The sequence below is a fragment of the Enterobacter cloacae complex sp. 2024EL-00711 genome (assembly GCF_047529885.1).
In the GTDB taxonomy this organism is placed as follows: Bacteria; Pseudomonadota; Gammaproteobacteria; order Enterobacterales; family Enterobacteriaceae; genus Enterobacter; species Enterobacter ludwigii.
This window is the reverse complement of the sequence record NZ_JBLIZC010000002.1, coordinates 642,066-655,641: the sequence shown is the minus strand read 5'-3', so window position 1 is coordinate 655,641 and position 13,576 is coordinate 642,066. Positions and strand designations below refer to the sequence as shown.

General features: G+C 56.6%; 12 protein-coding genes. 6 read left to right on the top strand and 6 right to left on the bottom strand.

Translation table 11 applies throughout. From position 1 onward, the window contains the following. Positions 1 to 2 precede the first annotated feature (2 nt). The gene (locus ACMVME_RS09515) at positions 3 to 755 is read right to left on the bottom strand and encodes a phosphate/phosphite/phosphonate ABC transporter substrate-binding protein (protein ID WP_068794718.1); all 753 of its coding nucleotides are present in this window, start codon (positions 753 to 755) and stop codon (positions 3 to 5) included. Beyond that, positions 748 to 1,719: a fatty acid desaturase gene (locus ACMVME_RS09510; protein WP_068794719.1), complete on the bottom strand. Its 972-nt coding sequence runs from the start codon at positions 1,717 to 1,719 to the stop codon at positions 748 to 750. Before ACMVME_RS09510 ends, ACMVME_RS09515 begins: the two co-directional genes overlap by 8 nt. 165 nt (positions 1,720 to 1,884) lie before the next feature. On the opposite strand from ACMVME_RS09510, the gene ACMVME_RS09505 reads away from it, so the two are divergent. Both ACMVME_RS09505 and gap read left to right on the top strand, forming a co-directional pair. After that, a complete protein-coding gene (locus tag ACMVME_RS09505; RefSeq protein ID WP_014170563.1) occupies positions 1,885 to 2,865 on the top strand; it encodes a GlxA family transcriptional regulator in 981 nt (326 codons plus the stop codon). A gap of 78 nt (positions 2,866 to 2,943) precedes the next feature. After that, the gene (gene gap, locus ACMVME_RS09500; protein WP_068794720.1) at positions 2,944 to 3,954 is read left to right on the top strand and encodes a type I glyceraldehyde-3-phosphate dehydrogenase; all 1,011 of its coding nucleotides are present in this window, start codon (positions 2,944 to 2,946) and stop codon (positions 3,952 to 3,954) included. Positions 3,955 to 4,024: 70 nt separating this feature from the next. On the opposite strand, the gene ACMVME_RS09495 is transcribed toward gap, so the two are convergent. Then, on the bottom strand, positions 4,025 to 5,212 hold the full coding sequence (locus tag ACMVME_RS09495) for an MFS transporter (protein ID WP_032678410.1): 1,188 nt from the start codon (positions 5,210 to 5,212) through the stop codon (positions 4,025 to 4,027). Between the two features lie 114 nt (positions 5,213 to 5,326). On the opposite strand from ACMVME_RS09495, the gene ACMVME_RS09490 reads away from it, so the two are divergent. After that, complete coding sequence (locus ACMVME_RS09490; RefSeq protein WP_044858527.1) at positions 5,327 to 6,283, top strand: AraC family transcriptional regulator; 957 nt, start codon at positions 5,327 to 5,329, stop codon at positions 6,281 to 6,283. A gap of 362 nt (positions 6,284 to 6,645) precedes the next feature. Next, a complete protein-coding gene (locus tag ACMVME_RS09485) occupies positions 6,646 to 8,331 on the top strand; it encodes an alpha,alpha-trehalase (RefSeq protein ID WP_068794721.1) in 1,686 nt (561 codons plus the stop codon). A gap of 72 nt (positions 8,332 to 8,403) precedes the next feature. Here the strand turns inward: ACMVME_RS09485 and ACMVME_RS09480 are convergent, their stop codons facing one another. Both ACMVME_RS09480 and ACMVME_RS09475 read right to left on the bottom strand, forming a co-directional pair. After that, on the bottom strand, positions 8,404 to 10,506 hold the full coding sequence (locus ACMVME_RS09480; protein ID WP_068794722.1) for a TonB-dependent siderophore receptor: 2,103 nt from the start codon (positions 10,504 to 10,506) through the stop codon (positions 8,404 to 8,406). Between the two features lie 111 nt (positions 10,507 to 10,617). After that, positions 10,618 to 10,872, bottom strand: a complete 255-nt coding sequence (locus ACMVME_RS09475) for a GlsB/YeaQ/YmgE family stress response membrane protein (protein ID WP_010432765.1) — start codon at positions 10,870 to 10,872, stop codon at positions 10,618 to 10,620. 207 nt (positions 10,873 to 11,079) lie between these two features. Between ACMVME_RS09475 and ycgR the strand changes: the two genes are divergently transcribed. After that, the gene (gene ycgR, locus ACMVME_RS09470) at positions 11,080 to 11,811 is read left to right on the top strand and encodes a flagellar brake protein YcgR (RefSeq protein WP_020883443.1); all 732 of its coding nucleotides are present in this window, start codon (positions 11,080 to 11,082) and stop codon (positions 11,809 to 11,811) included. Positions 11,812 to 11,848: 37 nt separating this feature from the next. On the opposite strand, the gene emtA is transcribed toward ycgR, so the two are convergent. Further along, the gene (gene emtA, locus ACMVME_RS09465) at positions 11,849 to 12,460 is read right to left on the bottom strand and encodes a membrane-bound lytic murein transglycosylase EmtA (protein ID WP_014170571.1); all 612 of its coding nucleotides are present in this window, start codon (positions 12,458 to 12,460) and stop codon (positions 11,849 to 11,851) included. 107 nt (positions 12,461 to 12,567) lie between these two features. Here emtA and ldcA point away from each other — a divergent pair, with 107 nt between their 5' ends. Further along, positions 12,568 to 13,482, top strand: a complete 915-nt coding sequence (ldcA, locus tag ACMVME_RS09460) for a muramoyltetrapeptide carboxypeptidase (RefSeq protein WP_025203877.1) — start codon at positions 12,568 to 12,570, stop codon at positions 13,480 to 13,482. Positions 13,483 to 13,576 lie beyond the last annotated feature (94 nt).

Genomic DNA, 13,576 nt, shown 5'->3' with positions numbered 1-13,576 from the left:
CGTCAGTCGAGCAACACCGAATAAGACTGACGCGTCACCACACTGAACCCGCCAATCAGCACCGCCTTGCAAACGTCCTGGTATTGCGGGGCATTCACCAGCGTGTTCAGCGCATCACGGAGAGCGTTAAGCGTTTCAGGGGATGTGTTGTGCGCGGTAATCAGCGGTAACCCGGGTGTCAGGGGAGTACTGTCGATCGCCGCCAGCCCGTCGAGCAACGCCGGTTCATGACGCTGCAGTAGCGCGTACGTCACACAGTCGATAGCGGCGATATCGCCCTTACCCTCTTTTAGATCAATTATCGACTGGCGATGGCTGCCGCTAAAGGTCGTCCGGGCAAAATAATGGCCATCGGGTACAAGTGGTGCCACTTTTTTTCGCAGCGCGTGATAACCGGACTGCGAATCCGCAGAATTGCATACCGCCCATCGGCCGCGAAAATCAGCCAGTGTCAGGGGGCGCTTCTGGGCGCGCGTCACCAGAAGGCTACGGTAATAAAACGCTTCGCAGCCCGGCGCCTGGTAGTGAAAACAGCCCACGACCTGTACGTCCGGCAATTGCGTCATCAGCGGGTAGCCGCAGGTCTGGCTGAGGACAAGCCCGGGCTGCTGCCAGTGGGCCAGCAGAGAATCATCGGGTACGCCTTCGCTCACCGGCACGCCGCGTTCGGCAAGCAGGTGCTGTACCGCTCGCCAGAGGGCATCCGTGTCGGCGCGATTGATGGCATACATCGGAAACGCCAGCGGGTTACTCATGACTTCCCTCGTGTTGACGCCCTGGGTGAGCGGTGACGTTGACCGCCCGCCCCCAAAACTGTCGCATCCATTCACTATAACCCCTGACCACAAAACCATGGTTACGCTTCTGGTACGCCGCCCGGTTTTGCAGATAGACGCTTTTTAGCCCATACCACGGAACACCCGGTAAATCGTGATGGACTGAATGGTAGTTAAGATTTAAAAACAGCACCCGCCAGAACAGCCCTGCTTCGTTGATGACAGAACGCGCCAGCGGATCATCCGCCGCGCGATGTTCATAAAAGGAGCGCACTTTGGTCAGCGCCAGCGCCGGATAACTTACCGCCAGCACAAACCAGACGGGTGAGAAACCGTTGTGCATCATCCAGGCAAACAGCGCTGCCAGCAGCGCCGCGTGGACGAGCCACATTGCCATTGCGCGCAGGTGAAGATGGCGAAACGCCGTTACGGCGCTGGCCAGCGTCTGCAGGATATCCAGCAGCGGTGCCAGCAACAACCGGCCGCAGAAGGTATTCCGTGCATGGATCACGCGCTTGTGCCAGGGCGAAAAACGTGCCCAGCTCTCCTCGGTAAAATAGTACGACTCCGGGTCATCCACCGGGATCGTCAGGCTATCGTGGCGATGATGGGCAAGATGAGAGTCCCGGTACAGACCATACGGATACCACACCGCCAGCGGAAGCGTGCCAAACAGCGCGTTAAGCCAGGCAAACCGCGTGGGATGGCCGTGGATCAGTTCATGCTGGAGTGACATATACCAGGTGGTAAATCCGATGAGCAGCAGCGTGGCGGGCAGCAATCCCAGCGTTTTCCAGTACGCCAGCGTGGCAAACCAGCCACTGTAAAGGGTGATGATGACGATCCACGTGGGCAGTTCGCTTCGCCACAAAAATCCCGAGGCGAGGTGGTGAATTTGATCGCGTTGTTGCGGATGTAAATAGAGGGAGCTTCGTTTACCCATGCCTTCAGACGCCGTTTCGCCAGAGAGAATGCCCTGACGATCGGGGAAAATGCCTGAAATAACAAAGAACTTATATCGCTTTGCTTTGCCAGAAACGCGGGCAGCGCGAGATCTCCCTCTCGTTCGCAACTTGACTTATTTTGCAATAAAGGTACTTTTCAGGACATGAAGAAGATCCTGATTATCGTCCCTGACGGCGGCATGCTGTTTGAAGCCGCCGGTATCGCAGACATTCTGATGCAGGCGAACCGGCTGCATCCGGAAGGCCTAGCCCATCCCTGTTACCGCATTATCATCGCCACCACCCAGCCTCACCAGGTGATCCACGGCCAGTCCGGCCTGAATCTGCTGGCGGATTATCGCCTGCCGGAGCTGGATCCGCGTGAACCGCTTGACACGATTATTATCACCGGCCGCGGAATGAACGAGCAGGAGAGCACGGCGGTGGTGGACTGGCTGCACCTGGCTGCGCCACACGCGCGGCGGATAGCCTCCATTTGCGGCGGCGCGATGCTGCTGGCCCAGACCGGCCTGCTTGATGGACGCCGGGCGACCACCCACTGGCGGCTGCTGGAGACCCTGCAAACCCAGTACCCGGCCATCCATGTGGAAGGTGGCCCGCTGTATATTCAGGACGGTCCCATCTGGACCTCCGGTGGGGTTAGCTCCGGGTTTGATTTGACCCTGGCGCTGGTGGAAGACGATTACGGTTTTACCCTCGCTCGCGAGGTGGCGCAGGATATGGTGATGTATCTGCGCCGCCCCGGCGGGCAGCTGCAGTTCAGTCGCTATAATCTTCAGCAGCCCGGCACCTCCGGCCCGATAAGCGACCTGCAAACCTGGATCCTGGAGAACCTGACCGCTGACCTGTGCGTGGAAAATCTGGCGCAAAAAGCGGCGATGAGCCCACGCAATTTCACCCGCGTGTTCACCCGTGAAACGGGCGCCTCTCCGGCGCGTTATGTCACCGAAGCACGCCTTGCCGCCGCCCGGCAACTGCTTGAACAGACCAGCGACCCTCTCGAACGCATTGCTGAGCAGAGCGGGTTTGGCAGCAGCATCAATTTGCGTCGCGTCTTTGAGAAACAACTCCACCTCACGCCTGGCGAGTATCGTCAGCGCTTCCACTGTCGCAAAATGGCATAATGTGATCCTTTTTTGTCGTTTACGCCATCCGGCCTGACGCCTACAGTGACGCCAGACAACAGAGATAAGGAGTGCACTATGGTTAAGGTCGGCATCAACGGTTTCGGCCGTATCGGACGTAATTTCCTGCGCGCGGCGCTGGGTAACCCGGATGTGCAGATTGTGGCAATTAACGATCTGACGGACAGCAAAACCCTCGCCCATCTGCTCAAACATGATTCCCTTCTCGGCACGCTGCCGGCTCCCGTTGAAGCCGCAGACGGTGCGCTGCAGGTCGATGGCCAGCGGATCGTCGTCTTTAGCGAACGCGATCCGGCGAATATCGCGTGGCGTGACGCCGGCGTTGACGTGGTTATAGAAGCCACAGGCTTCTTTACGGAACGGGAAAAAGCAGCCGTGCATATCACGCGCGGTGGGGCTAAGCGCGTCATCATCTCCGCTCCCGGCAAAAACGATGACCTGACGGTGGTCATGGGCGTCAACCATGAACAGTACGATCCGGCTCAGCATTACGTAGTGAGTAACGGCAGTTGTACGACCAATGGCCTGGCCCCCGCCGCTCAGGTTTTGCATCAGCAGTTCGGTATTGAGCATGGCCTGATGAACACCACGCACGCTTATACCAACAGTCAGGCACTGCACGATCAGCCAGAGAAGGATCTGCGCGGTGCACGTGCGGCAGCGCTGTCGATTGTGCCTTACTCCAGCGGTGCGGCGAAAGCGCTGGGGAAAGTGATCCCCTCACTTGACGGTAAACTGACCGGGTATTCCCTGCGCGTGCCGGTTCCGGTGGTGTCGATTGTGGATTTGACGGTAACCCTGAGCCGTGACGTTACCGTCGAGGAGGTGAATGACGCCTTCCGGAAAGCCGCTGCCAGTGGCCCCCTGAAAGGCATTCTGGGTTACAGCGATGAACCGCTGGTTTCCAGTGATTATCAGGGCGACCCGCGCTCGTCAATTATCGACGGGCTCTCCACCCTCGTGATTGGCGGCAAAATGGTGAAGATCCTGGCGTGGTATGACAACGAATGGGGATTCTCAAACCGTCTGGTGGATCTGGCGGTGCTGATGGATAAGAAAGGGTTGTAACCTTCCCCCCGTTCCCACTCTGAGTGGGTGTCGCTGCCCGGTAGCCTTTCGCTGACCGGGCACGCGTTCGTCACTCTGCTTTGACTTTCACGCCCATAAACACAATTACCATGGCCGTCACCAGCAGGAAGCCGCTGCCCGCGAAGACGCCGCTGGCACCGTTGAGGTCGAATACCGCCCCGCCCACTGCCGCACCGGCGCTTATCGCCAGCTGGATAGAGGCCACCAGCAGACCACCCGCACTTTCGGCTTCATCCGGCACGGTGGTGGCAAGCCACGTTGACCAGCCCACCGGTACCAGACCAAACGCAAAGCCCCACAGCGCAACCAGTAACCCGTCCAGCATCGCCAGATGACCAAACGCCACCATGGTGAGAGCAAGCACGCCCATCGCGAACGGTACCAGTGCCAGCGTCAGGCGCAGGTTACGCGCCAGCAGATGCCCGGCGACGGAGGTGCCGATGAAGTTGGCAATCCCAAAGCCCAGCAGGATCAGCGAGATGCTCTCCACGCTCGCCTGCCCCACCGTTTCAAGGAACGGACGCAGGTAGGTAAAGAAGGCAAAGTGGCCGCTGAAGATAAGAATGGTCGCCAGCATGCCGCCAATCATCCCCGGACGACGCAGCACGCGGAACAGCGTACTCAGGCTGCCGCTGCTTTCTGGCTTCATGGACGGCAGTACCCAGAGCTGCCACAGCAGCGCCAGCATGCTCGGCAGAATGCAGAGAATAAAGACGTTACGCCAGCCAATCAGGCTACCCAGATAGCTTCCCAGCGGCGCCGCCACCACCGTCGCAATCGAGACGCTGGAGAAGATCACCGCCAGCGCTTTCGGCACTTTATCGGCGGGCACCAGGCGCATCGCCGTGGCGGTCGACATCGCCCAGAATCCCCCGATCGCCACACCCAGCAACAGCCGGCCCATCAGCAGGACGTGCAGCGTGGGCGCAAAAGCCACCAGCAGGCTGGAGATGATCTGCAGCACCGAGAAGAACATCAATACCCAGCGACGGTCGATATTTTTGGTGGCCGGCGTGATGAGCAACCCGGTGACCAGCGCCACCAGCGCAGTGGCCGTCACCGCTTGTCCGGCCATCCCCTCGGACACCCCCAGGCTCGCGGCCATCGGCGTCAGCAAACTGGCGGGCAGGAATTCTGCTGTGATCAGGCCGAATACGCCGAGCCCCAGTGAGTAGACGGCTCGCCAGGCGGGTTTTGCAGGCGTGACCGCCTCTCTCGCCACGACACATGAATTCATCTGTTGTTCTCCCGTTATAAAATGTGACAACTGTCGCAAAAGCATAGTGGGTTCACCCTGGACGATCTATGACATATAATCTCCACTTATTGATTATTCGTCCGGAGTTGCGTCATGACCGTTCAGTCACCCGATTTGATCAGCGAACTTTTGCGCGGCATGCGCCTGTCAGGCGTGAAATACCGTCGGATTGAGGCCAGCGCGCCGTTTGGCGTGGCGTTTCACCAGGCGCCCGGCAAAGCCCAGTTCCATTTTGTCAGCCACGGCAGCGCCCTGTTGCGTATGGAGAGTGGCGCCACCTTCACGCTGAATGGCGGCGACGCCCTTTTTATCCCGAACGGCAACGCCCATGCCCTGCTCTCTGACGAGCACGCCAGCATTACCCCGGTCAGTGCATTCCCCAGCGAGCCTATCTGCGGTTCGGTCTGCGCGATCACCTGTGAGCCGTGTCCGGAAAGCGAGAACACCATCATCTTCAGTGGATGCATGGATTTTGAACTGGGTGGGATGCAGCCGCTGATCAAGGCGATGCCGGAAGTGATGATGGTGAGCCGGCTGATGTCCACATGGCCGGAAATTCATCCGCTGCTGGCAGCGATGGAGCGGGAATCAATGACCCGCCAGGCCGGATTCGCCGGGATCCTCGCGCGACTTGCCGACGTGGTGGCCGCGTTGATCGTGCGTGGCTGGGTTGAAGGAGGCTGCGGCAAAGCTACCGGCTGGGTGCAGGTATTGCGCGACCCGCGTTTGAGCCGGGCCATTTACGCCATGCATCAGCAGCCAGGCCTGAACTGGAGCGTGGCGGATCTGGCGAAAGAAGCGGGCACTTCCCGCTCCGTGTTTGCTGAACGTTTTCTGGCGGCCACGGGAACCACACCGGCAAAATATCTCAGCGAACTGAGGATGCGGCTGGCCATTCAGTACATCCGCCACGAAAATCAGCCCATTGAAACCGTCGCGTTGCGTCTGGGGTACGGTTCACTGGCCGCGTTCAGTCGGGCATTTAAGCGCATTATTGGGCATGCGCCGGGCACGTTGCGCGAGACCAACCAGACCCCGGAAGAGGTCTGAGCCAGGCGTTATCGCTGCGTATTTTTTGCCAGTCGCCTTTCGCGATTTAATTATGGGGCGTGCTAAGGGAGCACCTTGCGCTATTACGGAATAAAAGAGCATTCCGCGCATATTATTATCGCGCCATGATTTGCGCCCATTGATTAAATTAAAAGCAATATAATTATTTATCATAAAAAAGAATTATCTTTCATCGAGATAGCAAATTCTCCCAATCCCTTCCGGCGCATAACCAGACGGTAAATTGTCTGGTTATGCGCAAAATGGGATATTCGACACGCGAAGCGGCCAATATTCGTCTAAGGTTTTCAGGTGATTGATAACAGCGGCAACGCTGCTCAGCGAATACAGGAGATGAACCGATGATAAGACCTCGTACACTACGCCCTGCTCTTTTGCACCTGGCTTTGGGCGGCGCGTTACTCGGTGTGACAACATGGGGTTATGCGGAAGAACAACTTACCACCCAGACAAGCTCCCCCGATATTTTACTTGGTCCTCTCTTTAATGATGTGCAAAGTGCCAAACTGTTTCCCGATCAAAAGACCTTTGCTGACGCCGTGCCGAAAAGCGATCCGCTGATGATTCTGGCGGATTATCGTATGCAGCGCACCCAGTCTGGCTTCGATCTGAAGCACTTTGTGGAAATGAACTTTACGCTGCCAGCGGAGGGTGAAAAATACGTCCCGCCTGCCGGGCAAAGTTTACGCGCGCACATTGATGACCTCTGGCCCGTGCTGACCCGCACCACCGATAAAGCGAGTAATAAGTGGGATTCCCTTCTGCCGCTGCCTAAACCCTATGTCGTACCTGGTGGACGTTTTCGCGAGGTCTACTACTGGGACAGTTATTTCACCATGTTAGGTCTGGCTGAGAGTGGCCACTGGGACAAAATCAGCGATATGGTGGACAACTTCGCTTACGAGCTGGACAGCTGGGGACATATCCCGAACGGCAACCGCAGCTACTACCTGAGCCGCTCCCAGCCTCCGTTCTTCGCGCTGATGGTCGAGTTACTGGCGACCCATGACAGCGATGCGCTGAAAAAATACCGTCCGCAAATGGAGAAAGAGTACGCCTACTGGATGGAGGGGGCCGACACGCTGCAGGCCGGACAAGCCAACAAACGTGTAGTGAAGCTGGACGATGGCTCAGTACTCAACCGCTACTGGGATGACCGCGATACGCCGCGTCCTGAATCCTGGCTCGACGATATAACCACCGCTAAAAGCAATCCTAACCGACCGGCCACGGAGATCTACCGCGATTTACGCTCAGCGGCCGCCTCGGGGTGGGACTTTAGCTCCCGCTGGATGGACGATCCGCAAAAACTGGGCACGATCCGCACCACCAGCATTGTGCCTGTCGATCTTAACGCCCTGATGTTTAAGATGGAAAAACTGCTGGCCAGGGCAAGCCAGGCATCCGGCGATACCTCCGCTGCCAGCAAGTATGACGCGCTGGCGACCGCGCGTCAGAAAGCGATCGAGAGCCATCTGTGGAATGATAAAGAGGGCTGGTACGCGGATTACGATCTTAAGAGCAAAAAGGTGCGTAATCAGCTTACGGCAGCCGCACTTTTTCCGCTCTATGTGAAGGCGGCTTCGCAGGATCGCGCTGATAAGGTCGCTGCAGCGGCATCGTCACGCCTGCTCAAACCGGGCGGCATTTCCACCACCACCATCAACAGCGGCCAGCAGTGGGATGCACCTAACGGCTGGGCACCGCTGCAATGGGTGGCGACGGAAGGGTTGCAGAATTACGGACAGGATAAGGTGGCAATGGATGTGACCTGGCGCTTCCTGAAAAATGTTCAGCATACCTATGACCGCGAACAGAAGCTGGTAGAGAAGTATGACGTTTCGAGTACCGGTACAGGGGGCGGTGGCGGTGAATATCCGCTGCAGGATGGCTTCGGCTGGAGCAACGGCGTGACGCTGAAAATGCTGGATCTGGTCTGTCCGAAAGAGAAACCGTGCGACAGCGTGCCGGAGAATCAGCCGGCAGCAAACGATGCTGTCGCACCGGCGAAAAGTACGGCGCAATAAAGCGGCCGCATTCCCTCACCCTCTCACGCCAGGAGAGGGTGAATGGGCCGTCTTACGGGGTTTAACAGGGCATCAGAAGCTGTAGCTCGCGCCTAACTGATAGGTTCGGTCACGTCCAATCCAGCAGTTGGTCGCATCGTAACAGGTCAACGTCTCTTTATTGGTGATGTTCTGCGCGCTCGCTTTCAGGGTCAGCCCTTCAAGCGAAGGCAGAATTTCGCCCATCCGATAGGATGCCGCCAGATCGTACTGCGTGGTGCCACCGAGTTTACCCGCGTCGTTCGCCGGTGAAATCTCCATCGGCCCGGTGTAGCGCGCCCCGGCCCCCAGCATCAATCCTTTCAGTGGCGTATTCTCAAAGGTGTAATCCCCCCACAGGTTGAATGCATTTTCCGGCACCTGCGTAGGGCGTTTGCCCTGATACTTATCGTCCTGCGTATTGATGGCGTGAGTGTATGCGTAGTTGGCAATCAGGTTCAGATTGTCTGTCGGACGGCCAATCACAGACAACTCCGCCCCTTTAGACTCCACTTCGCCGGTCTGACGATAGTTCAGGAAGCCGGGATCGGAGGTGACGACATTCTTCTGGCGAATACTAAACACCGAGGCGGTAAAGGTGGTGGCGTACTCTGCCAGCAGATATTTCACCCCGCCCTCCACCTGCTTGCTGGTGGTCGGCTTGACCTCTTTCGCCGTCAGGGTTCCCTGCGGCGAGACCGGGGCAAACCCTTCTGAATAGCTGATAAACGGAGAGAGACCGTTGTCGAAGGCGTAGAGCGCGCCCAGTCGTTTGGTAACGCGATCCTGCGATACCCACGCCTTGTCGCCGTTATGCAGATAATCGGTGGTGACGGAGCGATAATCATCATAGCGCAGGCTGCCCAACAGATTTAAGCCGCCAAACTCCACCTGATCCTGCAGGTAATACCCATTCTGCTGATAGCTCAGACGGTTTTTCTGCGCGGTATACAGCCCCAGCGCATCCTCATGGACCTGTGAATAGTCCGGATTGCGCATATCAATCCCCGGTGTTGTCGAGGCATAGCGGTAGTGGAAGTGGGAATTCAGCTTTTGGTAATCAAACCCGGCCAGCAGATGGTGTTTCCACTCACCCAGCGCAACGGTTTTGGTCACCTGATTATCAATGTTGACGCTCCGGAGATCTTCATCCGTGGTGTAGGCAAAGCGGTTAAGCTGGTTGACTTCACTGCCCGGCCCGGTTGCATAAATACTGCGCTGGTGGGTATCGATGTCAAAATAGCGTGCCTTCTGGTTAAAGCCCCAGCCGCTGTCAAATTCATGTTCAAAGCTGTAACCCAGCATCCACTGGCGCTGTTTAAACCCGCTCCATTCGTCGCCGGCATAATCCCGCTTGCCCGCATATTTCGAACGCAGCCAGGCGAGCGGTAGCGGGTTAGACGGCGTCAGGCTTGGGGAGTTTTGCGCCAGCGCATCAAGGGTGAGACGCGTTTTGTTGTCCGGTTGCCAGGTGACAGACGGCGCAACCAGGTAGTTTTCATACCGGGAGGTGTGCGGCTGATCGTCACTCTCCGTCGCTTTCCCCAGCAGACGGTAGTTCCAGTCGCTATCGGCAATTTGCCCGGTCGAATCCAGATACCCCTCTTTCAGGTTACGGTTGCCGGTGTTAAAACCCAGTTCGGTCCGGGCGGCTTGTTGCGGTTTTTTACTCTGAATATTCACCAGCCCACCCGGCGAGGCACCGCCGTACAGTACCGATGAGGGACCTTTGAGAATATCAACGCTTTCAACCAACAGCGGATCGATACGGGCTTTGGTATTGCCGGTGACGTTATAGGGTAACTGCAGCCCGTTGTAGAACTCCTGATCGACGGTAAATCCGCGAATTTTATATTCGCTCATGTAGGAGGTGTTTCCGCGCACCTCGGTCGACACACCCGGTGCATAGCGCAGGATCTCATTCACGGAGTTCGCGTGACGCTTATCGATTTCCTGTGCCGACAGGGTATTGATCACCTGCGGGGTTTTACTCTCGGCAACGGCTGATTTGGTTGCGCTGTTCGTCCAGTCGGGCAGTACGCTGCCCTGCTCTGAGCCCGTGACTACGATGGTTGATTCTTCGGCAAACGCCTGTACCTGCAATGCCAGCGTCACGGCTCCTGCCAACGCGCATAACGTGAAACGAGAGGGGTTCATAAAGTCGTCTTGTGATTAAATGTAATCAGGAACGACAATTATTATCATTTCGATTAGCAAATCAATATGCACGTAAAAAAACGGCCCTCCTTGAGAGCCGTTTTAGTGAAGTTATGCCCGTCGCAGTAACCTGAAAATGCCCAGCACCACAATGGCACCCACGACAGCCACCAGGAAACTGTGCAGGTCAAAACCGCTGATGCTGCCACCAAAGCCAAACATCGTCGCCAGCCAGCCGCCTACAACCGCCCCCACGACACCGAGCACACACGTCAGTATGAAGCCGCCGCCATCATTTCCCGGCATGATAAGTTTAGCGATAGCGCCAGCAATTAGACCAAAGATAATCCAGGCGATAATACCCATAGCGATGCCCTCTTGCAGGTTTAATGCATGCGCAGAAAACCTTCTGCGCAGGTAACTTAAGTATAGGTCATCCCTGGAAAACTAATTTCATCTCACCGACTTATCTTCTCTGCAATCTGAAAAAAAACTCATCGGTTTGTATTAAGTTTCATTGTGCAGTGCCGATAACGCAAAGACAGTCTGTCATCTATCAAGGAGCCATCCGGCGTGAGTAATTACAGTGAGCAGTTCCTCAAGCAAAATCCGCTGGCTGTATTAGGGGTATTGCGTGACCTGCAAAAAGGTGAAGTGCCGCTGCGCATCAGCTGGTCAAACAATCAGTTCATCAGCAAGATCCTCGACGTCTCGCAGGAGCGACTGGTTATCGATCTGGGCAGTCAGGAGTATGAAAACCGCGCCGCACTGAAAGCAGAGAAACTCGCGGTGATGGCAGAGACCCACGGTGCAAAAGTGGAATTTGTGCTCCCGCGCCTTGAGATGAGCGAATACCAGGGTCTTCCCGCATTTGTCACACCGCTGCCTGCCAACCTTTGGTTTGTGCAGCGCCGGGAATATTTCCGCATCAGCGCCCCCCTTCACCCTGCCTATTTTTGTAAGGCTAAAATGCCGGACAAAAAAGAGCTCCGCTTCCGCCTCTTCGACCTGTCGCTGGGCGGTATGGGCGCGCTGATGGATACGCCGAAACCTGACGGACTGGTCGAAGGCATGCGATTCTCGCAAATTGAACTGGATATGGCCGGCTGGGGACGGTTTTATTTTGATGCCCAGTTGATTGCCATCAGCGAGCGTAAGGTGGTGGACAGCAAAAACGAAACGATTACCACGCCACGTTTGAGTTTCCGCTTCCTGAACGTCGGACCCGGTTCAGAGCGCGAACTGCAGCGCATTATCTTTGCACTGGAGCGCGAAGCACGGGAACGTGCGAATAAAGTTCTGTGAGGAAAACGGGCAGCGTGACCGCCGCCCGCCTGCGGCATTACATGGCATCCATCGCTTTCTGTACTTTCCAGATATAACGCGGAGCCTGTGGTGCCGGATGATTTTTCGCCACATGTTCAACGAATTCATCTTTGTCCATGCCGTTAATCTCTTCTATCGCCTCTTTACGGTCAGAGGAGAAGGTTCGCAACAGCGCCCCGGCCCCGTTGACGTAAGAGACCACCAGCGCGTATTGCATCACTTCCGGGTCGTCGATGCCCTTCAGTACGCCATGCTCCAGAATGCTGAGATAGGCTGTCCCCATGGAGATATTACGCTCCGGGTTCTTCAGCTCGCTGGTCGACGGCTGACCGCTCCAGCCCATGTAGCGGTAGACCTCTTTACCTGCGGTAGACGCTTTAAGCTGCATCAGCCCCACTGCGTTTGATTTGCTGACAAGCGTGGGATTACCGCCGGATTCAACGGCAATGATTGCGGTGATAAGACGCGGACTGACGCCCCATGCCTTCCCGGCTTGCTCGCTGATCGGCATCCACTGCATGGCCCGTTTCACCGGCACTTCCGGGTTCCAGGGCGGATTTTGATAGTCATGTCTGGAACTACAGCCCGCAAGCAACACAATCAAAAAAGCAAACCATCTCAATTTCACGTCATCTATCCTTATAGCCGGTCATCGCAGTGCGCCGCCCCTTGAAGCGGGCAGCGTATAAGCGGCATGATATAGACAATTAGTTTCTCATTCAGCAAGGAATTGCCATGTCTCAGTTTCATCTTATCGCACCGTCGGGCTACTGCATCAATCAGGACGCGGCACAACGGGGCGTTCAGCGCTTACTGGGCTTCGGCCACCAGGTAGAAAATCAGACGATTATCCCTCGCCGCCAGCAGCGTTTTGCCGGAACCGAGGCCCAGAGACTGAATGATATCAACAGCCTGGTGAACCTGAAGGGTGAGGATCGGATCGTGCTTGCGGTGCGGGGGGGCTACGGCGCGAGCCGGTTACTGGAGAGCATTGACTGGCAAGGTCTGGCACAGCGTCAACAGCAGAATCCGCTGCTGATATGCGGCCACAGCGACTTCACGGTGATCCAGCTTGGGCTGCTGGCGCTGCATAACGTCATTACCTTCAGCGGCCCGATGCTGGCCGGAAATTTTGGTGCACCGGCGCTCGATGCGTTTACCCTTGAGCATTTCTGGCGCGCCCTGCGAAACCCAACCTACAGCATAACGTGGCAAGGCCAGGGGCCGCACTGGGCCTGTGAAGGCCAACTCTGGGGCGGTAACCTGGCAATGCTGGTCTCGCTCATCGGTACGCCGTGGCTGCCGGACATCGAAGACGGCATTCTGGTGCTGGAAGATATTAACGAACATCCGTTCCGCGTCGAGCGCATGTTATTGCAGCTTTATCATGCCGGGATCCTTGAACGTCAGTCAGCAATCGTGCTGGGCAGTTTTAGCGGTGCGGCACCCAATGATTACGACGCCGGTTACTCCCTTGAAACGATGGTTGATTTCATCCGTTCCCGTCTCGATATCCCGGTTATCACCGGTCTGGATTTTGGCCATGAGCAACAAACCGTAACCCTTGCGCTGGGGGCACATGCGTCCCTGATACATGATGATTCAGGCAGTCGGTTAACAATAAGCGGTCATCCGGTCATAAAGGCATAAAAAAGCCGTTAAACCCCTTAATAAAACGCTGTTGCCGTGGTTAATATGTTAGGGTTTTAGTAACAGCGTTAACATTGAGGTGGGAGTAAGACAA